Below are 20,159 nucleotides of genomic sequence, written 5' to 3'. Positions count from 1 at the left end.
GCCGCAAGTCGTCTGGGGATTTTTCGCCCGAGCGGTTGGGGCCGCGAAGTCCGGAAGGGGACTTCGCGGCCCCTCTTTATTGTACCCATACATTGTTGTGCATTGAAGCGGGCGCGGGGCAGGGCCTAAACTTGCCGTTCTCCCGCCGCCAGCCAGACCAGAGGTTAGCATTGTCGGCCCAGTTCCTGCCCACAGCCTGCCCGCACGACTGCCCCAGCACCTGCGCCCTGGAGGTGGAACGCCTCGCCCCCGACCGCATCGGCAAGGTGCGGGGGGCAGCGGAGAACAGCTATACCGCCGGCGTCATCTGCGCGAAGGTCAGCCGCTATGCCGAGCGCGTGCATTCCCCCGACCGGCTGAAGACCCCGCTGCTGCGGACCGGCCCCAAGGGTTCCGGACAGTGGAAGCCGATCGGCTGGGACGAGGCGCTGGACCGCATCGCCGATGCCTTCCTGACCGCAGAGCGCGCTCACGGCCCCGAAGCCGTCTGGCCCTATTTCTACGCCGGCACCATGGGTCTGGTGCAGCGCGGCGCCATCCAGCGCCTGCGCCATGCCAAGGGCTATTCGCGCCAGACCAGCACGGTGTGCGACACGCCGGCCAACATGGGCTGGCTCGCCGGCTATGGCGACATCCGCGGCGCCGACCCGCGCGAGATGGCGGAGAGCGACCTGATCGTCAACTGGGGCGGCAACCCGGTGGCGACCCAGGTCAACGTGATGACCCATGTCAGCCGCGCCCGCAAAGGCCGCGGCGCCAAGCTGGTCACCATCGACCCCTACCGCACCGGCACGGCCGAGGTCTCCGACCTGCATCTGATGCTGCGTCCGGGCACCGACGGGGCGCTGGCCTGCGCGGTGATGCATGTGCTGTTCCGCGACGGCCACGCCGACCGCGCCTATCTCGACCGCCTCGCCGCCGGCACCGACCGTCTGGAGGCGCATCTCGCAACCCGCACGCCCGAATGGGCCGCTGGGATCACCGGACTGACCGTGGCGGAGATCGAGGAGTTCGCCCGCCTCTACGGCACTACCAAGCGGTCCTACCTGCGCGTCGGCTACGGCCTGTCGCGCGCCCACAACGGTGCGGCGCAGGTCCATGCCGTGTCCTGCCTGCCGGTGGTCACCGGGGCTTGGCAGCACAAGGGCGGCGGCGCGCTCTACTGCTCGTCCGGCATCTACAAGCTGGACAAGACCCTGTCGGAAGGGCTGGACCGCCTGGACACGTCGGTGCGCAGCTTCGACCAGTCACGCATCGGCGCGGTTCTGACCGGCGACCCGCGCGACCTGACCAGCGGCCCGCCGGTGACGGCGATGCTGATCCAGAACACCAACCCGGTGACGATCTGCCCGGATTCGACCCGCGTCCGCCAGGGCTTCCTGCGCGAGGATCTGTTCGTCGCGGTGCATGAGCAGTTCATGACCGATACGGCGAAGCTGGCCGATCTGGTGATCCCCGCCACCACCTTCCTGGAGCATGACGACATCTACCGCGGCGGCGGCCAGATGCACATCCTGATCGGCCGTAAGGTGATCGAGCCGCAGTTCGAGGCGCGCGAGAACCATTGGGTCATCTCCGAACTCGCCCGCCGCGTCGGCGCCGAGCATCAGGGATTCGGCATGACCGCGCTGGAGATCATCGACGCCATGCTGAAGGCGTCCAACCTGGGCGACGCGGCGACGCTGACCGAGCAGCGCTGGATCGACGCCCAGCCCGATTTCGAGACCTCGCATTTCCTCAACGGCTTCGCGCATCCCGACGACAAGTTCCGCTTCGCCCCCGACTGGGCGGCGCTCGGCCCCTATGGCGGCATGCCGGAACTGCCCGACCACATGCCCCCCGGCCGCGATGCCGACGCCGAGCATCCGTTCCGTCTGGTCACCGCCCCGGCCCGCCAGTTCCTCAATACGTCCTTCACCGAGACGCTGACCGCCCAGCGCCGCGAAGGCCGGCCCACCGCGCTGATCCACCCGGACGACGCGGCCGGGCTCGGTCTGGCCGACGGCGACGCGGTGCGGCTGGGCAACCCGCAGGGCAGCGTGGTGGTGCATGCCAAGCCCTTCGCCGGCGTGCCGCGCGGCGTGGTGATCGTCGAAGGCATCTGGCCGAACAGCGCCTTTGTCGAAGGCATGGGCATCAACAGCCTGACCTCGCCGGAGCCGGTCCCGCCCGCGGGCGGCGCGGCGTTCCACGACACGGCGGTGTGGATGCGGGCGGCTTGAGCGCGGGTACCTGCGCGTTAGACCCCCACCCCAACCCTCCCCCGCTGGGCGGGGGAGGGGGTTAAGTGCTTGTTCGGAAAGACGGCGGCAGTCCCTCCCCCGCCCAGCGGGGGAGGATTAAGGTGGGGGCACCCAACTCGACAACTCCCCACCCCCACATCCCACCTCTGCCCACACCCACCGTGCGCCGCGCGCCCATCTCTGCTATGGCTGTGCCCCCACCACCGGACCACGCAGCACTGCCATGACCGACCCCGCCGCCTTCCTCAACGTCGCCACCTCCCTGTCCGGCAAGCGCTGGCAGGCGCGGCCCTGCGACGAGCGGCAGGCGCAGGCTCTCACCCAGGGGCGCGGGCTGCCGGAGATCGTCGGCCGGGTGCTGGCCGCCCGCGGCGTCACCGACGAGACCTGCGAGACCTTCCTCAACCCGACGCTGAAGGCTCTGCTGCCCGACCCTTCGCGCTTCCGCGACATGGACCCGGCGGCCGAGCGCATCGCCCGCGCCATCCGCGACGGCGAGCCGGTGGCGGTGTTCGGCGACTACGACGTCGACGGCGCCACCTCCGCCGCGCTGCTGCGCCGCTTCTTCCGCTCGCTCGGCGCCGACATCCGCGTCTATGTTCCCGACCGCATCAAGGAGGGTTACGGCCCCAATGCCGCGGCACTGCTGCGGCTGAAAGGGGAGGGGGTGCGGCTGGTGGTCACCGTCGATTGCGGCATCTCCGCCTTCGCCGCGCTGGAGGCGGCAGCCGACGCCGGGCTGGAGGTCGTTGTGCTCGACCATCACGCCGCCGAGCCGCGCCTGCCGCCGGCCGTCGCCCTGGTCAACCCCAATCGGCTGGACGAGGACGGCGCCTATCGCACGCTCTGCGCCGCCGGCGTCACCTTCATCACCATCGTCGCCGTCAACCGCGCGCTGCGGACAACCGGCTTCTACCGCGACCGGCCGGAACCCAACCTGATGGAGTGGCTGGATCTCGTCGCCCTCGGCACGGTGTGCGACGTGGTGCCGTTGACCGGCCTGAACCGCGCGCTGGTGGCGCAGGGGCTGAAGGTGATGGCGCGCCGCGCCAACCCCGGCCTCGCCGCCCTGTCCGACGTGGCCGGCGTGAAGGAGAAGCCCGACGCCTACCATGCCGGCTATGTCCTCGGCCCCCGCGTGAATGCCGGCGGCCGGGTCGGCGCGTCCGACCTCGGCGCCCGCCTGCTCTCCACCGACGACCCCATCGAGGCGATGGAACTCGCCCAGCGCCTGGAAGGCCACAATGCCGAGCGCCGCACCATCGAGCAGGCCGTCCTCGACGAGGCCCTGGAGCGTGTCGCCGCCGAGGCCGGGCGCGAGACCGATCTGGTCTTCGTCACCGGTGTCGGCTGGCATCCTGGCGTCATCGGCATCGTGGCTGCCCGCCTGAAGGAGCGTTACAGCCGCCCGGCCTGCGTCGTCGCCCTGGAGGAAACCGCCGACGGCACCGTCATCGGCAAGGCGTCCGGCCGCTCCGTCCGCGGTGTCGACCTGGGGTCCGCGGTGATCGCCGCCCGGCAGGAGGGGCTGCTGCTGGCCGGCGGCGGTCATCGCATGGCGGCGGGCTTCACCGTGGCCGGCGACAAGATCGACGCGCTGCGCGACTTCCTGCACAGCCGCATTTCCGAACAGGTTTCCGCCGCCCCGCTGGTGCCGACGCTGGAACTGGACGGCGCCCTGTCGGTCGGCGGCGCCAGCGTCGGGCTGGTGACCATGCTCGACAAGCTCGGCCCCTACGGCACCGGCAATTCGGAGCCCCGCTTCGCCATCGCCGACGCTCGCGTCGTGCGCGCCGACGTGGTGGGCGCCAACCATGTCCGCTGCATCCTGCAGGGCAACGACGGCGCCCGGCTGAAGGCCATCGCGTTCCGCGCGCTGGACAGCGACATGGGCCAAGCCCTGCTGACCGGCCGCGGCACCCCCTTCCATCTTGCCGGGGTGCTGCGCATCGACCGTTGGAACGGGTCCGAAGGCGTGCAGTTGCTGATCGACGACGCGGCGCCTGCGCGGTCGGCATAGGGGAATGCCGTCGGCTTCGAATGCCCCCACCTATCCTCCCCCGCTGGGCGGGGGGAGGGACTGCCGCTACTCTCCCGAATAAGCACCAGTCTCCTCCCCCGCCCAGCTCTCGCACAAAGCTTTGCTTTGTGCTGACGCGGCAGGCGGACCGTAGGTCCGCTGAGAGCGGGGGAGGATTAAGGTGGGGGTCTAACGCCGCCCACAAAAAAGTATCGCCCCACACAAAAAAGCGCTTGCGCTCCACGCCTCCGATCTTTAGAAAGCGCGTCACCGCGAACGACGTCCCCGTCGTCTAGAGGCCTAGGACACCGCCCTTTCACGGCGGCGACACGGGTTCGACTCCCGTCGGGGACGCCACCTTCTCCAAGGTGTGCGACAAGCTTAGAAGGCCCGGCTGCACAGCCGGGCCTTTTGCTTTTGGCGGGATTTGCGCCCGGCGGTTGCCCGCCGGTCCCGTTTCGCTCATCCTGATTTTTCCGGCCGCAGCAGAGCTGACCGCTATGACCGCTCCGAACCTCGCAACCCCCGCCATCCCCCTCAGCGTCGCCCCGATGATGGACTGGACCGACCGGCATTGCCGGTACTTCCACCGTCTGCTGTCGCGCTCGACCCTGCTCTATACCGAGATGGTGACCACGGGCGCCGTGCTGCATGGCGACCGCGAGCGGCTGCTCGGCTTCGACGCGGCGGAGCATCCGGTTGCGCTCCAGCTCGGCGGCTCCGACCCGGCCGACCTCGCCGCCTGCGCCCGCATCGCGGAGGAGTGGGGCTATGACGAGGTGAACCTGAACGTCGGCTGCCCCAGCGATCGCGTGCAGTCCGGCCGCTTCGGCGCCTGCCTGATGGCGGAACCCGATCTGGTCGCCCGGCTGGTCGGCGCCATGCGCGAGGCCGTGTCGATCCCCGTCACCGTCAAGTCGCGCATCGCCATCGACGAGATGGAGGAATGGCCGACGCTGGACCATTTCATCCGCACCGTCTCCGCCGCCGGCTGCACCCACTTCATCGTTCACGCTCGCAAGGCCTGGCTGAAGGGGCTCAGCCCCAAGGAGAACCGCGACATCCCGCCGCTGCGCTACGACCTCGTCCACCGGCTGAAGGCGGAATATCCGCATCTGACCATCGCCATCAACGGCGGCATCAGGACGCTGGATGAAGCCGAGGAGCATCTGGGCAAGGTCGACAGCGTGATGATCGGCCGCGCCGCCTACGAGACGCCCTATCTGCTGGCCGACGCCGACCGCCGCCTGATGGGCGGGGAGCCCGGACCCGACCGCCATGCGGTGATCGAGGCGATGCTGCCATACATCGAGGCACGCATGGCGCTCGGCACGCCCTTGTCCTCCATCACCCGTCACATGCTGGGCCTGTTCCAGGGACTGCCCGGCGCCCGCGCCTACCGCCGCCACATCGCGGAGAATGCCCACCGTCCCGGTGCCGGCCCGGAAGTGCTGGAACGCGCCGCTTCCCTGGTGCGGCGGCGTATGGCTGATGAGGCGGTGGATGAGGCCGCGTGACAGGCTCCGGCCCGGATGGACCACTGAACACCCCCCGGAAAACCGTATCACGGCGTTCCAAACGTTCCATCCGGACCCACCGGGCGCCCCAACCGGACGGAATATGCGCCGTGCGTCCCGCACCGCTTGCGTGCGGGCGGGCACCTCGCTAACTATGCCCACTTCATCGGACGGAGTGTAAGCGGTGCGGTACGTCAGCACGCGGGGCGCGGCCCCGGTCTTGGGTTTCGAGGACGTCCTTCTTGCCGGGCTGGCGCGCGACGGCGGCCTCTATGTGCCGGAGACCTGGCCGCAGTTCACGGCCGACGACATCCGCGCCATGCGCGGTCTGCCCTACAGCGAGATCGCCGTCCGCGTGATGCTGCCCTTCCTTGGCGGTTCCATCGCCGAGGACGAGTTCCGCGCCATCGTCCGCGACGCCTATGCCAGCTTCGACCATGCCGCGGTGACCCCGCTGGTGCAGGTCGATCCGACCACCTGGGTGCTGGAGCTGTTCCACGGTCCGACGCTGGCCTTCAAGGACGTGGCGCTGCAACTGCTCGGCCGCCTGTTCGACCATGTGCTGGCCAAGCGCGGGCAGCGGGTGACCATCGTCGGCGCCACCTCCGGCGACACCGGCTCTGCCGCCATCGAGGCCTGCCGCGACCGCCAGAACGTCGACATCTTCATCCTGCACCCCAAGGGCCGCACGTCCGAGGTGCAGCGCCGGCAGATGACCAGCGTGTTGTCGTCCAACGTCCACAACATCGCGCTGGACGGCACCTTCGACGACTGCCAGGACCTCGTGAAGGCCATGTTCAACGACGGTGCCTTCCGCGACCGGATGGGGCTCTCGGCGGTGAACTCGATCAACTGGGCGCGCATCATGGCCCAGATCGTCTATTACTTCACCGCCGCGGTGGCGCTGGGCGCCCCCGACCGGAAGGTCGCCTTCACCGTGCCGACCGGCAATTTCGGCAACGTCTATGCCGCCTACGGCGCCCGCGCCATGGGGCTGCCGGTGGAGACGCTGGTGGTGGGATCCAACAGCAACGACATCCTGGCGCGCTTTTTCGCCAGCGGGAGCATGGTCGCGGCGCCTGTCGTGCCTACCTTGTCTCCCAGCATGGACATCCAGATCTCTTCCAACTTCGAACGGCTGCTGTTCGACCTGCTCGACCGCGACGGCACCGCGGTGACGGAGGCGCTGAACCGCTTCCGCGCCGAGGGCAGGTTCGCGGTGACCGACGCGCAGCTCGCCCGCGCGCTGGCCATCTTCTCCGGCCACCGGGTGGATGAGGCCGCCACCATGGCGACCATCGCCGACACCTGGAAGGGCAGCCTCTATCTGCTCGACCCGCACACGGCGGTCGGCATCGGGGCGGCCAAGGCCGCGGTCGCGGCCGGCCGGGTCGATCCGTCCGTTCCCATGGTGGTTCTCGCCACCGCCCATCCCGCCAAGTTCCCCGACGCGGTGGAAAAGGCGACCGGCCGCCGGCCGGACCTGCCGCCGCGTCTGTCCGATCTTTATGTGCGCGAGGAGCGCCTGTCCGAACTGCCGAACGATCTGGCGGCGGTTCAGGACTTCGTCATCGCGCGCGCCCGCGCCGCCCAGGAGGCCGCATGAGTTCCATTCGTGTGACGACGTTGCCCAACGGGCTTCGCGTCGCGACCGACACCATGCCCGACGTGCAGTCCGTTTCGCTCGGCTGCTGGGTCGGGGTTGGCACCCGCAACGAGGCGGCGAGCGTCAACGGCGTCGCCCACCTCGTCGAGCATATGCTGTTCAAGGGCACCCGGCGCCGCTCGGCCTTCCGCATCTCGGAAGAGATCGAGAATGTCGGCGGGCAGCTGAACGCCTACACCACCCGCGAGCAGACGGCCTATTACGCCAAGGTCCTGCACGAGGATGCGCCGCTGGCGCTCGACATCCTCTCCGACATGATCCAGCACTCCACGCTGGACGCCGAGGAGCTGGTGCGCGAGCGCACGGTGGTTCTGCAGGAGATCGGCCAGAGCGCCGACACGCCCGACGACATCATCTTCGACCATTTCCAGTCCACCGCCTATCCGGGGCAGGCCATCGGCCGTCCGGTGCTGGGCTCGGCCGAGATCGTCGGCGCGCTGCCGCGCGAGGCGCTGGTCGATTACATCGCAGGCCATTACGGCGCCCCCGGCATGGTGCTGAGCGCCGCCGGCCGGATCGAGCATGACCGCATGGTCGATCTCGCGTTCAAGGCCTTCGGCGACCTGCCGAGCGGCGCCCCGCCAAAGCCGGAGTCGGCCAGCTATACCGGCGGCGACTTCCGCGAGGACCGCGACTTGGAGCAGATGCACCTCGTGCTCGGCTTTGACGGGGTAGGGGTCCATGACCCCGACTTCTACGCCCACTCGGTGCTGTCCACCCTGCTGGGCGGCGGCATGTCGTCCCGCCTGTTCCAGGAGGTTCGGGAGAAGCGCGGGCTGGTCTATTCCATCTATACCTTCACCGGCGGCTACCATGACGGCGGCCTGTTCGGCGTCTATGCCGGCACCGGCGAGGACGAGGTCGCGGAACTGATCCCGGTCGTCTGCGACGAGATCGCCAAGGTCGGTGCCGACGTCACCGAGGACGAGGTCGCCCGCGCCCGCGCCCAGCTGAAGGCCGGGACGCTGATGGCGCTGGAAAGCTCCATGTCGCGTTGCGAGCAGTTGGGGCAGCAGATCCTGATCTACGACCGCCCGGTTCCGGTGGAAGAGATCGTGGCGAAGATCGACGGCGTTGACCGCAACGCCGTGGTCAAGGCCGCCAGCCGCCTGCGCGCCAGCCGTCCGACCGTTGCGGCCCTCGGGCCCATCGCCAAGCTGGAAAGCTACGACCGCATCGCGGAGCGTCTTGCCTGACGATGAAGACGGTGGCAGCCCCCCCTCACCCCTCGCGCTTTTCCCCTTCTCCCCCCCGGGGAGAGGGTCGGGGTGAGGGGGATGCCTCGCGTGGATCGTCCGGCCGGCGGATCCCCCTCACCCTAACCCTCTCCCCGGGGGGGAGAGGGGATACAAAGGTGGGAGAGGGGCCGCACTCATGATCCGCCTCCTCGGCAGCGGCCTCATCAGCCCGCCCGCGATACGGCTCGACGGCCCGCATTGCTACATCCGGCCGCCGCTGCCGCGCGACTGGCGGGAATGGGCGGACCTCCGCGCCGCCTCGCGCGACTTCCTCACCCCGTGGGAACCCACCTGGCCGGCCGACGCCCTGACGCGGACCGCCTTCTCCCGTCGGCTGCGGCGGCAGGCGCAGGAATGGCGGGACGATCTCGGCTACAGCTTCCTGATCTTCGACCGTGGAACCGACGCGCTGGTCGGCGGGCTCGGCCTCACCAACATCCGGCGCGGCGTGGCGCAGATGGGGACGCTCGGCTATTGGGCCGGCCAGCCCTACGCCCGCAACGGCTATGTGTCGGGCGGCACCCGGCTGGTGCTGGAGTTCGCTTTCGGCCAGCTCGGCCTGCACCGCGTCGAGGCCGCCTGCCTGCCGACCAACCTGCCGAGCCGCGGCCTGCTGGAAAAGGTCGGCTTCAGCCACGAAGGCTATGCCCGCGGTTATCTGCGCATCGACGGGGCATGGCGCGACCATGTCCTCTACGCCATCCTGCGCGAGGAATGGAAGGGCTGACCCCTCCGGTCCTTACCGCTGGTCCAGCTTGATCTCGATCCGGCGGTTCTTCGCCAGCGCCTCGTCCGACGTGCCAGGGTCGATGGGCTGGAACTCGCCGAAGGCGGCCGCCGCGAGCCGTTCGGCCGGGATGCCCTGGTCGACCAGGAATTTCACCACCGACAGCGCGCGTGCCGAAGACAGTTCCCAGTTGGAGGCGAACTGGAAGCGCACCGGCTTGATGTCGGTATGGCCGTCCACCCGCAGGACCCAGTTGATGTCGGACGGGATCGCCTTGCCGATCTCGATCAGGGTGCGGGCAAGATCGGCCAAGCGCTGCTTGCCGGCCTCTTCCAAAGTCGCCGAGCCCGACGGGAACAGCAGTTCCGACTGGAAGACGAAGCGGTCGCCGACGATCCGCACGTCCGGCCGGCTGCCCAGCGCCTCGCGGACCCGGCCGAAGAACTCCGACCGGTAGCGGGCAAGGTCCTGAACCTTGGCGGCGAGCGCCTGATTGAGACGCGCGCCCAACTCCGCGATCTGCACCTTCTGCTCGGCCGAGGCCTTTTCCGATACCTCCAGCGCCGCCCCGATGCGGGCCAACTGGTCGCGCAAGGCCAGAAGCTGCTGGTTCAGCAGGTCGATCTGCTGCTTGCTTCGGTTGCCCTCGGCCTGCTCGCCGGTCAGCGAGGCCATCAGGTCGCGGATGCGGATGTCGCGCTGCTCCAGATCCTTCCGGGCCTGGGTTCGGCTATCGGTCAGTTGCGATTCGAGCGACTTGAGACGGATGTCGCGCTGGTCGATCTCCTTCTGCGCCAGCATCGTCTTCTCGGCGGCGGAGGCCAGTTCCGACTCAAGCGCCTTCGCCCGGTCGCGGGTGGTGCCGAGTTCCGCCAGCAGCGCCTGACGCTGCTGCTCGGTCAGCTTGGCGGCGGCGGCGGCGGCGGCCAGTTCGCCCTCCAGCTTCTGCCGTGCATCGCGCAGAGCCTTGATGTCGGCCTGCAGGCTGAGGATCTCCTTCAGCTTCAGGTCCAGTGTCTCGCGGTCGACGCGGACGTTGCGCTGCAATTCCTCCAGCGTGCGGGCGGTGCGGTCGCGGTCCTCCTGCAACTGGCTCAGCGACAGAGTCATGTCGTCGCGCGCGGCGACGGAGGTCTGCAACTCGGTCGACAGCTGGGTGATGTTGACGCGGAGATCGGCATTCGCTTCCCGCTCCATCGCCAGCAGGTCGTTCATTTCCGCGATCTTGCGGTTGAGCACGGTCAACTGTTCGTCACGGCCGGTCAGCGCGGTGGCGAGGTAGAACTGGGTGACAATGAACACCATCAGCAGGAAGATGACGACCATCACCAGGGACGACAGGGCGTCGACCCAGCCGGGCCAGGCGCTGGCGTCGCGATGGCCGTTGCGGCGGCTGATGCTGGCCATGGATGCTCCCGGCGTTTGCCTTGGATGTTCTGGGTGTCAGCGCTGCTGCTGGTCGGCTTCTTCGGCCAAGGCGGCGATGGTGCGGGCCAGCAGCTTGATCTCGCTGCGGATCTCCTGCACCGCCTGGACGCGGCCATTGGAGGACTCCTCGACGATGCGGGCGAGGTAGATGTCCATGTTGCGCAGATGCTGGCGCGAGGCGTCGTCGAAGCCGCCGCCGGCGGTTTCGGCCAGCCGGTCGAGCAGGCTCCTCACCTCCAACTGGTTTTCGCCCAGCCGCAGGAGAAGCTGCTGTTCGGCCCGCATATGGTCGGTGAGGCTCGACAGACGCTCGGTCAGCGCCATCAGGTTGGCGTTGGCGGCACGTCGGCCCTCCTCGGCCGTGGCGACGGTGCGCTGCAGCGAGTCGAGGTTCTCCGCGGTCTGCTCCAGCAGGGCGGTCAGGTAGGCCGAGGCCGAGTGATCACCCGACTCGAGCCCGCCGGCCGCACCGCTCGACAGCCGAGTGGCGCTGGACAGCCAATCCTCCAAGTCCTGGAAGAAGCGGTTGTGTGCCTGGCTGGCCTGGAGTTCGAGGAAGCCCAGGACCAAAGAGCCGGCAAGGCCGAACAGCGAGGAGGAGAAGGCCGTTCCCATGCCGACCAGCGGCGCTTCCAACCCCTGCTGCAGATGGGAGAACATGGTGCCGACGTCGCCGCCCTGCACCGACAAGCTGCCGATGACGCCGCCCACCGACTGCACCGTATGCAGCAGGCCCCAGAAGGTGCCGAGCAGGCCGAGGAAGATCAGCAGCCCGATCAGGTAGCGCGACAGCTCCCGCGATTCGTCCAGCCGCGAGGCAATGCCATCCAGAAGAGAGCGCATCGACAGCGCCGACAGGGTCAGCCGGCCGCGCCGCTCGCCCAGCATGCGGGCCATCGGGGCCAGCAGCACCGGCTCCTGCAGCGAGGCGGGGGCGACGCCGCTCTGATACTGTTCAAGCCACGCCACTTCCGGGCGCAGCATCAGGACTTGGCGGAAGATGAAGGCGATGCCGGCGAGTAGCGTCGCCAGGATGACGCCATTCAACGGCGCGTTGTTGAGGAAGGCTGCGCGCAGGGCCGGGAACAGCAGTCCGCACACGGCACCGACCACCACCAGGAACAGGATCATCCGGGTCAGGAACCGCTCCGGGCGTGTCATGAGGGAGGATACCTCCAGCGGTCGGGTCGTTGGGGTCGTGGCGGTCATGATGCTCCGAAGGGGTGTTCCGATCAGACCTCGCCCACGGGTGGGCCCACGGGTGGAGCGCTACTCGTTCAAGAAGACAACATCGATCCGGTCCGGCGCTCCGCCCGCCTCGTCGAGCCCGAGTGCGCGGACATCGACCCGGCTGCTGCGGATGCCGAAGGCGGTCAGCCGCTCCCGCAGGGCCAGCGCCCGGGCGAGCGACCGCTGCCGCGCCTCACGCGCCGTGTCCGCGGTGCCGCTGGCGTAGGAGCGCAGCTGCAGACGGGCGGTGTCGCTGGCGCGCAGCCGTTCGACGATCCGGTCGACCGTGGCGTCCGCGGTATCCGGCAGATTGGTGGCGTCGGCCGGGAACACAAGGCTCAAAACGCTCGAAGGTGGCAGCGTCGCCGCAGGAGGTGCCGCTTCCGGGGGAGGAGGCAATGCCGCTGTGTCGGTCCGCGGAGACGCCGGTTCGGTTCCGGACGTCGGCGCGGGCGCTGCCTGCGTCGGCGCAGTGGCGACGGCCGGGGCGGACGGCGCTGCCGGCCGGGAGGCGGGCGGCTGGGCCGGGCCTTCGGTCATCTCCGGCGGGGGAGGTGCTTCAAGCGGCTGCGGCAGCACGAGGCGCGGCGGCGCCTTGACGGCCGGTGGCGTGCGCAGGCTGGGGCGCGGCGGCACGGACAGCGGAACCGCATTCTCCAGCGTCAGCCCGGCGGCGATCTGTGCGTTCGCCGGAGCCGCAGTCGCCGGTGCCGCGGCCGACAGGGCGGCAGGGTGCAGTGCCCAGGCCGCGCACAGCGCGGCGGCTACGGCACGGTGTTTGCGGTCGGCGTGTCCCCAGCGGCCCAAAACGATGCGTCCCGTTAAACCCTTGTCTTGCAAACCATAGCCTATCGATCGCACCAGCGACAACCGCTCATCCGTCCCGCCCCGGCGTGGGGCAGGACGGGCGGGCCGATGCGGGCGAGGGGCTCAGCCCTTGGCGGACTTCAGCAGGCGGGCGACCGGGACCTGGAGGTGGCTGTTGGCGGCCAGCACGTTGCCGGTGAAGACCGGGTTGCGGCCGCCCTCGATCTCGCCGACGAAGCCGCCGGCCTCGGTGACCATCAGCACGCCGGCCGCACAGTCCCACGGAGCCAGCCCGCGCTCCCAATAGGCATCGAATCGGCCGGCTGCGGTGTAGGCGAGGTCGAGCGAGGCGGCACCGAAGCGGCGGATGCCCGCGACCTCCTTCATCACCGCCTCCTGTTCCTTCAGGAAGGCGGCGTGGTCGCCGCGGCCCTTGAAGGGAATGCCGGTGGCCAGAACGCAGTCTTCCAGCCGGCGGCGTTCGGAAACGCGCAGCCGGGTGTGGTTGACGAAGGCGCCGGCACCCTTCTCGGCCCAGAACAACTGGTCGCCGATGGGGGCGTAGATGACGCCGGCGACGATCTCGCCGTTGCGCTCGGCGGCGATGGAGATCGCCCAGTGCGGCAGGCCGTGCAGGAAGTTGGTGGTGCCGTCGAGCGGGTCGACGATCCAGCGCGCCTCGGCGTCGCTGCCCTTGGACGCGCCGCTCTCCTCCATCAGGAAGCCGAATTCAGGACGCGCCTTCTGCAGTTCCTCGCGCAGGGTGCGTTCGGCCTTCAGGTCGGCGGCGGACACGAAGTCGGCCGGCCCCTTGCGCGACACCTGGAGGTGTTCGACCTCGCCGAAGTCGCGGACGAGACCCCGCGCGGCCTTTTCGGCGGCGCGGACCATGACGTTGATGAGAGCGGAGCGGGTGGCCATGGGTGTTGGTGTACCGTTTTATGCAGGAACCAGAAAACAATACACCGGCCTCCGCACTTGGCGAAGACCGGTGATGGCAGGACGGACCTGGGAAGGATCAGTCCTTCGCGCGCTCGACATATTCGCCGGTGGCGGTGTCGACGACGACGCGGGTCCCGGCCTCGATGTGCGGCGGAACCAGGATCGACACGCCATTCTCCAGCTTGGCCGGCTTGTAGGAGGAAGAGGCCGTCTGGCCCTTCACCACCGGGTCGGATTCGGTGATCTTCAGCGTGACCTTGCCGGGGATCTCGACGCCCAGCGGCGAGCCTTCATGGCTCTGCACCGTGACTTCCATGCCGTCCTGCAGGAAGACGGCCGGTTCGCCGATGATGTCGCGCGGGATGGCGACCTGCTCGAAGCTTTCCTTGTCCATGAAGGTGAAGCTGTCACCTTCGGCGAAGAGGAAGGTCATCTCATGCTCGTCCAGGCGAGCGCGCTCAACGGTCTCCTGGGTGCGGAACCGCTCGATCGACTTGTTGCCGGTGCGAACGTCCTTCATTTCCAGCTGGATGAAGGCGCCGCCCTTGCCAGGCTGCACGATGGCGGTTTTGGTGATGACCCAGAGCTTACCGTTGTGCTCCAGCACATGGCCGGGGCGCATCGTGTTGGCATTGACCTTCATGGCGTACTCGTGAATTCCAGAATCAGGGCGGCGCGGACCCTACCAGCTTGACCGCCCATAGGCAACGGCGCGGAACGGTATGGGCGCGCGATCCGGGCGATTGGCGGACGATTCTTCAGCGAATCGGCGCAGCCAGTTTGGAATTGCTCCAGCAATGCGACGTTTGAAACAGTTCCGCCGCCCCTGTTCACTGTTCCATTCGCCCCGATCGCCACCACCGGCCGGTGACGGGCGGAGTTTACCACGGCGCGTCAGCCGGCGGTAAGCGGGGGCGGCAAAACCGCGGACCGGGGGGCGGGGCTGTGACCAATGGCGAGCCGGCTTGAGTACGCCGCCCGTGGGTGCTCTGATGCGCCGGCACCCCTTTCGACTTTGCAGAAGAGCGCGCCGCATGCCCGCCCACCGATCCCCCGAGCTTCCTCCCTGGCATCCCGAGGCGCTTGCCCGGCGCCGGCCCTATCTGGCAGCGCGCGGCCGGGTGCTGAACGCCGTCCGCCGCGTGTTCGAGGCGCTTGCCTTCGTCGAAGTGGACACGCCGGCCCTGCAGGTGTCCCCGGGGATGGAGCCACATCTCCAGGCCTTCGCCACCGAACTGCAAGGCCCCCATCCGGACGACCGCCGGCCGCTCTACCTGCACACCAGCCCTGAATTCGCCATGAAGAAGCTGCTGGTCGCGGGCGTGCCTCGGCTGTGGCAGTTGGCGCATGTCTACCGCAACGGCGAACGGTCGGGCACCCACGCACCGGAATTCTCGATGCTGGAATGGTATCGAGCGGGCGACGGCTACCGCACCCTGATCGAGGATTGCCAGGAGTTGCTGCGTGCCGGGGCGGAATCCGGCGGGCGGCGGAGCTTCACGTTCCGCGGCATGACCTGCGATCCCTTCGGCGTCTGGCGGGTGCTGACCGTGCCGGACGCGTTTCGGGAGTATGCCGGCATCGACCTGATGGCGACCTATGACGGCAGCCACGACCCCGATCCGGCGGCGCTGGCGGCGGAAGCCACGCGCATCGGCATCGCGCCCCATCACGGCGACCGCTGGGAGGACATCGTCTTCCGCATCATGTTCGACCGGATCGAGCCGCATCTGGGCGACGGCGTGCCCTGCGTTCTGACCGACTATCCGCTGTGCATGGCGGCGCTGTCGCGGCCGAAGCCGGTGGACCCGCGGCTGGCGGAACGATTCGAGCTGTATGCCTGCGGCCTGGAACTGGCGAACGCCTTCGGCGAGTTGACCGATCCGGCGGTGCAGCGCGCCCGCTTCGAGGCCGACATGGAATTGAAGGAGCGGCTGTACGGCGAGCGCTTCCCGGTGGACGAGGATTTCCTCGCGGCGCTGGAACACGGCATGCCGCAGAGCAGCGGGATCGCCATGGGCTTCGACCGGCTGGCGATGCTGTGCAGCGGGGCCGAGAGCATCGAACAGGTGCTGTGGCTGCCGGTGGCGGGGGTCTAGGGGGGTATCCCCCTCTCCCCCCAGGGAGAGGGTCGGGGTGAGGGGGATGCACATTCTGGATTTTTGCAGGAGGGCCGCCGCGCGACCCCCTCACCCTAACCCTCTCCCCGGGGGGGGAGAGGGGACCCCTGTAAGGGGGAGGGCAATCAACCTCAGAACGTGAACTTCGCCTGCAGGCCGATCAGGTCGATGCCGTTCTTGTACTCCGCGGTCAGATTGCCGCGGCCGGCTTCGGCACCGGTCAGGTCGTCGGTCAGGTTGACCGAGGCCTTGGGCACGAAGACGTGGGAGTAGGCGGCGTCGACGCGCAGGCTGTCGGTCACCTGATAGCCGGCGCCCACCGAAAGCCAGTAACGATTCTGCTCCGGAATGCGGGGCGTGCGGAATTCGACATCGACCGCACTCTTGTCGAAGGCGATGCCGCCGCGCAACGTCAGCTTGTCGGTCACCTTGTAGGAGGTGCCCAACGCGTAATACCAGGTGTCCTTCCAGTGCTCTTCCGTGACCGAGGTGAGCGCCGGGTTGGCGATGTTGACGCGCAGTTCCTTGAAGCGCGACCAGTTGGTCCACTGCACATCGGCCATCACCGCCCAGCGGTCGTTCACCTCGTGGTACAGGCCGATGGAGGCGATTTCCGGCGTGATCAGGTCGGCATTGGCGCTCTGGGAGGGCAGGGCGCCCGCCAGCGCCGGCGGCAGGCCGGTGAAGGAAATGTTGCCGGTCAGCGTGTGCTTGACCGCTGACCGATAGCCGATGCCGATGCGCGTGCCCTTCATCGGTTCGATCAAGGCGCCCAGCGAGACGCCCCAGCCCCAATCGTCGCCGGTCACGTCGCTCTTGACGTCCAGCGCGCCCGGACGGCCCAGCCGGCTGGCGCCGAAGTCGGATGACTGCGACAGCTTGGCCTTGGCGTACTGGATCTGCACGCCGCCGCCGATGGTGATCATCGGGTTGATCCGGTACGACACCGTCGGCACGAAATTATAGGTGCGCAGGTCGGAGCGGATGCCGTGATAGCGGCCGATCCAGCTGTCGCCGTAATCGGTGACGAGGCCCCAGGGGCCGTTGGCCGACAGGCCGACCTTCAGGTCGTCGTTGATCGAATAGACGAAATAGCCGGCCGGAACGATGGCGTCCTGCGCGATGTCGCCGGGCGACGCGTTGCCGCTGATGGAGGTGCCGCCCAGCCGCCGGGCGCGCGTGGCGCTGGCGCTTTCGACCTTCGACTTCACGATGACGCCGGTGGCGGTCTGCACAGCCTCGATCCCCGTGACCAGACCCATGGTCGCCGGATTGTAATACATGGAGCTGGCGTCGCCGTTGCCGCCGGCGGTCACGCCGGCAAAGGCGGTGCCCTGGCCCGATACGCTCTGCTCCTTCAACGCGAAACCGGCGGCGAACGACGTGGAGGCGGTCGCGATCGGTGCGGTCACCGCAAGGGCGGCAGCGGCGGTCATCAGGCGTGTCTTGAGCGTCATCGGAGACATGGTTCCTTCCCCAAATTGTGTTGTTGACGCAATGATACACAAACTGACGCTTACGTAAAGAGCCGCCCACCACTTTTTGTTGGCCGTACAAGCAGTGTTGCGGCCCTGCATCGGTTTCGGAAGTCGGAAAAGGGAAATAGCCGCAAGGCGGCACCACCGGCGGAAGCGGAGGCTTCGCCAGTGACGCCGTCAGGCGGCGGAATTATCCAGTGATTTCAGTGGAGAAAAAGCGCCGGCGAAGCCCGGCGCGTCAGACGATCCAGGCGACCGCGGCGGCGAAGATCTCGCGCAGGATGTTGTGCTCGTCGCTCCACACCAGCTTGGCGGTGATGACGATGGAGGCGACGACCAGCATCGGACGGACGACTCGGGCGCCGTTGCGGATCACCATGTGGGCGCCGAGCTGGGCGCCGATATACTGGCCGACACCCATCAGCAACCCGATTGTCCACAGCACATGGCCGCCCAGGATGAAGAACAGCAGCGAGGCCACGTTGCTGGTCAGGTTCAGCACCTTGGTGTGGGCGGTCGCCTTGCGCAGGTTGTGGCCCAGCAGCGAGACGAAGGCGATGGCGAAGAAGGTACCGGTCCCCGGCCCGAAGAAACCGTCGTAGAAGCCGATGCCGGTGCCGATGCTCAGCGCAAAGGCATGCTCGCCGATGCGCTGGTGGGCGTCGACGTCGCCGGCCTTGGGCGACACCAGCAGATAGATGGCGATGCCGATCAGCAGGATCGGGATGACATCGCGCAGGAAGCTGGGATCGAGCATCTGCACCAGCGTGGCGCCGGCGCCGGCGCCGACGAAGGTGCAGACGATCATCGTGCGCATCGAGGAGGGATTGACCTCGCCGCGGCGGACGAACTTGATGGTGGCCGAGAGTGATCCGAAGCTGGATTGCAGCTTGCCGGTGGCCAGCGCCTCGGCGGGTGACAGGCCGGCGGCCAGCAGGGCAGGGATGGTCAGCAGGCCGCCGCCGCCGGCGATGGAATCGACGAAGCCGGCCAGCAGGCCGACGGCGAACAGGATGCCCAGCGACTCGGGCGTCAGAAGATCCATGATTTTGGGGAAGTCCAGGTAATCGGCCAATCAATCGGCCGGCTTAGCCGGCGAGTGCGGCCCCGGTGGAGGCCTCGATGGCGGCGTTCAGCGCCCGGACTCCGGCACCCGGACCCTCGGGGTGGCCCCAGACGGCGTTGACGACGGCCAGGAAATCGGCACCCGCGGTGACCAGCGGCGTACAATTCTCGGCGGTGATGCCGCCGATCGCCACGCAGGGGACCTCCATCAGTTCCGACCACCAGCTCAGCAGTTCCGGCTCCGCCTTGTACTCGGCCGTCTTGGTGGTGGTGGGGAAGAAGGCACCGAAGGCGACGTAGTCGGCCCCCTCCTCGCCGGCGATCATGGCGAGATGGCGGCTGTCATGGCAGGTGACGCCGACGATGGCGTCGTTGCCCAGAATCTTGCGGGCGTCGCGATAGGGAGTGTCCTGCTGCCCGACATGGACGCCGTCGCAGCCGGTTTCCCGCGCAAGACGCGGATGGTCGTTCAGGATGAAGGCGACCTCACGCTCCTGCGCGATCGGGCGCAGCAGGTCGCAGGCGCGACGGATGTCGTCCTCGGAACAGTCCTTGAGGCGCAGCTGCACGCAGGCGACGTCGCCGGCATCCAGCGCTTCCCGAAGAAGCGGCGCGAACGCCGCCGGCTCCAGGGCCGGCGGCGTCACGAGGTACAGACGGCAGGCGGGAGGTTCCGCCTGCGCCGGCTTTCCCTTGGCCAAGTTTTACTCCCGGCCCTGGTAGATCTTCATGATCCGGTCGAGCAGCTTGAGGGCATCCTCGCGCGGGCGCTGGAAGGCGTTGCGGCCGATGATCGAGCCGTTGCCGCCGCCGTCACGGATGGCGCGGGCATCCTCGAACACCGCGTCCTCGCCCTTGGTGGCGCCGCCGGAGAAGACCACGATGCGACGACCGTTGAAGGTGCACTGCATGATGTGCTTCACCCGCTCCGCCTGGGTGGCGATCGGGATGTTCTTGGACTCGTAGACCTTCTTGGCCTCCGCCTGCTCCAGATGGGCCGACGGCAGCTTCACCTTGATGATGTGGGCGCCCAGCAGAGCGGCCATATGGGCGGCGTAGCCGATCACGTCGATGGCCAGCTCGCCGTCCTTGGTGACGGCGCCGCCGCGCGGGTAGGACCACAGCACGGTGGCGAGGCCGTAGGACTTCGCCTCCTTCGACAGCTCGCGGAACTCCTCATACTGGGAGTACATCGCGTCGGAGCCGGGATAGATGGTGAAGCCGATGGCCGAGCAGCCCAGGCGCAGCGCGTCCTGGACCGAGGCGGTGACGGCCTGGTCGGCCGCTTCCTTCTGGGTGGACAGCGAGTTGGCGCTGTTCATCTTCAGGATCAGCGGGATCGAGCCGGCGAAGGTGCCGGCGCCGGCTTCCAGCGAACCCAGGGGGGCGGCGTAGGCGTTGCAGCCCGCGTCGATGGCCAGCTGGTAGTGGTAGTGCGGGTCATAGCCGGCATCGTTCGGGCCGAAGCTGCGGGCGGGCCCGTGCTCGAAGCCCTGGTCGACCGGCAGGATCACCAGCTTGCCGGTGCCGCCGAGCTTGCCTTCCATCAGGATGCGGGCGAGGTTCGCCTTGGTGCCGGGATTGTCGCTCTCGTAGTTGGCGAGAATGTCTTTGACGCGGCGCGTGAGCTTCATTGTGGCTCTTCCCCTGGGGCATTCTTGGAAATGGCGCCGTCTTA

The 20,159-nt window shown here is 68.4% G+C and carries 16 protein-coding genes and 1 tRNA gene; 8 read left to right on the top strand and 9 right to left on the bottom strand.

Features of this window, described 5'->3' with window-relative positions; translation table 11 throughout:
• Positions 1–170: 170 nt before the first annotated feature.
• The 7 genes from J2Y49_RS09700 (at position 171) to J2Y49_RS09670 (ending at position 9,411) form a co-directional block, all read left to right on the top strand.
• A complete protein-coding gene (locus J2Y49_RS09700) occupies positions 171–2,222 on the top strand; it encodes a molybdopterin oxidoreductase family protein (protein WP_310114442.1) in 2,052 nt (683 codons plus the stop codon).
• 244 nt (positions 2,223–2,466) lie between these two features.
• Positions 2,467–4,263: a single-stranded-DNA-specific exonuclease RecJ gene (gene recJ, locus J2Y49_RS09695; protein WP_310114440.1), complete on the top strand. Its 1,797-nt coding sequence runs from the start codon at positions 2,467–2,469 to the stop codon at positions 4,261–4,263.
• A 281-nt stretch (positions 4,264–4,544) separates the two neighbouring features.
• Positions 4,545–4,620: transfer RNA gene (locus tag J2Y49_RS09690), tRNA-Glu, on the top strand.
• Between the two features lie 143 nt (positions 4,621–4,763).
• A complete protein-coding gene (dusA, locus tag J2Y49_RS09685) occupies positions 4,764–5,780 on the top strand; it encodes a tRNA dihydrouridine(20/20a) synthase DusA (protein ID WP_310114437.1) in 1,017 nt (338 codons plus the stop codon).
• Between the two features lie 184 nt (positions 5,781–5,964).
• Complete coding sequence (gene thrC / locus J2Y49_RS09680) at positions 5,965–7,386, top strand: threonine synthase (protein ID WP_310114436.1); 1,422 nt, start codon at positions 5,965–5,967, stop codon at positions 7,384–7,386.
• Positions 7,383–8,642, top strand: coding sequence for a pitrilysin family protein (locus J2Y49_RS09675; RefSeq protein WP_310114434.1), 1,260 nt, complete (start codon positions 7,383–7,385; stop codon positions 8,640–8,642). The genes thrC and J2Y49_RS09675 overlap by 4 nt, the downstream gene beginning before the upstream one ends.
• A 178-nt stretch (positions 8,643–8,820) precedes the next feature.
• Positions 8,821–9,411, top strand: coding sequence for a GNAT family protein (locus J2Y49_RS09670; protein ID WP_310114433.1), 591 nt, complete (start codon positions 8,821–8,823; stop codon positions 9,409–9,411).
• A gap of 12 nt (positions 9,412–9,423) precedes the next feature.
• On the opposite strand, the gene J2Y49_RS09665 is transcribed toward J2Y49_RS09670, so the two are convergent.
• The 5 genes from J2Y49_RS09665 to efp form a co-directional block, all read right to left on the bottom strand.
• Positions 9,424–10,818, bottom strand: coding sequence for a peptidoglycan -binding protein (locus J2Y49_RS09665; RefSeq protein WP_310114430.1), 1,395 nt, complete (start codon positions 10,816–10,818; stop codon positions 9,424–9,426).
• Between the two features lie 36 nt (positions 10,819–10,854).
• Positions 10,855–12,048, bottom strand: coding sequence for a flagellar motor protein MotA (locus J2Y49_RS09660; RefSeq protein ID WP_149223207.1), 1,194 nt, complete (start codon positions 12,046–12,048; stop codon positions 10,855–10,857).
• A gap of 60 nt (positions 12,049–12,108) precedes the next feature.
• Positions 12,109–12,876: an OmpA family protein gene (locus J2Y49_RS09655; protein ID WP_310114427.1), complete on the bottom strand. Its 768-nt coding sequence runs from the start codon at positions 12,874–12,876 to the stop codon at positions 12,109–12,111.
• Positions 12,877–12,999: 123 nt separating this feature from the next.
• Positions 13,000–13,797 carry an inositol monophosphatase family protein gene (locus J2Y49_RS09650; protein WP_149223209.1) on the bottom strand — a complete coding sequence of 266 codons (798 nt, stop codon included), beginning with the start codon at positions 13,795–13,797 and terminating at the stop codon, positions 13,000–13,002.
• A gap of 97 nt (positions 13,798–13,894) precedes the next feature.
• Positions 13,895–14,461 (bottom strand): elongation factor P, encoded by a 567-nt coding sequence (gene efp, locus J2Y49_RS09645; protein ID WP_194915021.1) that lies wholly within the window; start codon positions 14,459–14,461, stop codon positions 13,895–13,897.
• Between the two features lie 391 nt (positions 14,462–14,852).
• Between efp and epmA the strand changes: the two genes are divergently transcribed.
• Positions 14,853–15,917, top strand: coding sequence for an EF-P lysine aminoacylase EpmA (epmA, locus tag J2Y49_RS09640; protein WP_310114423.1), 1,065 nt, complete (start codon positions 14,853–14,855; stop codon positions 15,915–15,917).
• A 152-nt stretch (positions 15,918–16,069) separates the two neighbouring features.
• Here epmA and J2Y49_RS09635 read toward each other — a convergent pair whose 3' ends face one another.
• The 4 genes from J2Y49_RS09635 to J2Y49_RS09620 all read right to left on the bottom strand — a co-directional run bounded on the left by J2Y49_RS09635 (position 16,070) and on the right by J2Y49_RS09620 (position 20,115).
• Positions 16,070–17,395: an outer membrane protein transport protein gene (locus J2Y49_RS09635; RefSeq protein WP_310114421.1), complete on the bottom strand. Its 1,326-nt coding sequence runs from the start codon at positions 17,393–17,395 to the stop codon at positions 16,070–16,072.
• Between the two features lie 259 nt (positions 17,396–17,654).
• On the bottom strand, positions 17,655–18,461 hold the full coding sequence (locus J2Y49_RS09630; RefSeq protein WP_310114419.1) for a TSUP family transporter: 807 nt from the start codon (positions 18,459–18,461) through the stop codon (positions 17,655–17,657).
• A 43-nt stretch (positions 18,462–18,504) separates the two neighbouring features.
• Complete coding sequence (gene thiE, locus J2Y49_RS09625) at positions 18,505–19,182, bottom strand: thiamine phosphate synthase (protein WP_310114416.1); 678 nt, start codon at positions 19,180–19,182, stop codon at positions 18,505–18,507.
• A 3-nt stretch (positions 19,183–19,185) separates the two neighbouring features.
• Positions 19,186–20,115 (bottom strand): class I fructose-bisphosphate aldolase, encoded by a 930-nt coding sequence (locus J2Y49_RS09620; protein WP_310114414.1) that lies wholly within the window; start codon positions 20,113–20,115, stop codon positions 19,186–19,188.
• Between the last annotated feature and the right edge of the window lie 44 nt (positions 20,116–20,159).

Source organism: Azospirillum sp. BE72, assembly GCF_031455875.1.
Classification (GTDB): domain Bacteria; phylum Pseudomonadota; class Alphaproteobacteria; order Azospirillales; family Azospirillaceae; genus Azospirillum.
The sequence above is the reverse complement of the archived record's forward strand: the minus strand, read 5'-3'. Positions and strand labels throughout refer to the sequence as shown.

Coding starts and splice junctions, on each gene's coding strand:
- recJ (WP_310114440.1), top strand. CDS start 2,467: ATGACCGACCCCGCCGCCTTCCTCAACGTCGCCACCTCCCTGTCCGGC.
- dusA (WP_310114437.1), top strand. CDS start 4,764: ATGACCGCTCCGAACCTCGCAACCCCCGCCATCCCCCTCAGCGTCGCC.
- J2Y49_RS09675 (WP_310114434.1), top strand. CDS start 7,383: ATGAGTTCCATTCGTGTGACGACGTTGCCCAACGGGCTTCGCGTCGCG.
- J2Y49_RS09670 (WP_310114433.1), top strand. CDS start 8,821: ATGATCCGCCTCCTCGGCAGCGGCCTCATCAGCCCGCCCGCGATACGG.
- J2Y49_RS09665 (WP_310114430.1), bottom strand. CDS start 10,818: ATGGCCAGCATCAGCCGCCGCAACGGCCATCGCGACGCCAGCGCCTGG.
- J2Y49_RS09660 (WP_149223207.1), bottom strand. CDS start 12,048: ATGACCGCCACGACCCCAACGACCCGACCGCTGGAGGTATCCTCCCTC.
- J2Y49_RS09650 (WP_149223209.1), bottom strand. CDS start 13,797: ATGGCCACCCGCTCCGCTCTCATCAACGTCATGGTCCGCGCCGCCGAA.
- efp (WP_194915021.1), bottom strand. CDS start 14,461: ATGAAGGTCAATGCCAACACGATGCGCCCCGGCCATGTGCTGGAGCAC.
- epmA (WP_310114423.1), top strand. CDS start 14,853: ATGCCCGCCCACCGATCCCCCGAGCTTCCTCCCTGGCATCCCGAGGCG.
- J2Y49_RS09635 (WP_310114421.1), bottom strand. CDS start 17,395: ATGACGCTCAAGACACGCCTGATGACCGCCGCTGCCGCCCTTGCGGTG.
- J2Y49_RS09630 (WP_310114419.1), bottom strand. CDS start 18,461: ATGGATCTTCTGACGCCCGAGTCGCTGGGCATCCTGTTCGCCGTCGGC.
- J2Y49_RS09620 (WP_310114414.1), bottom strand. CDS start 20,115: ATGAAGCTCACGCGCCGCGTCAAAGACATTCTCGCCAACTACGAGAGC.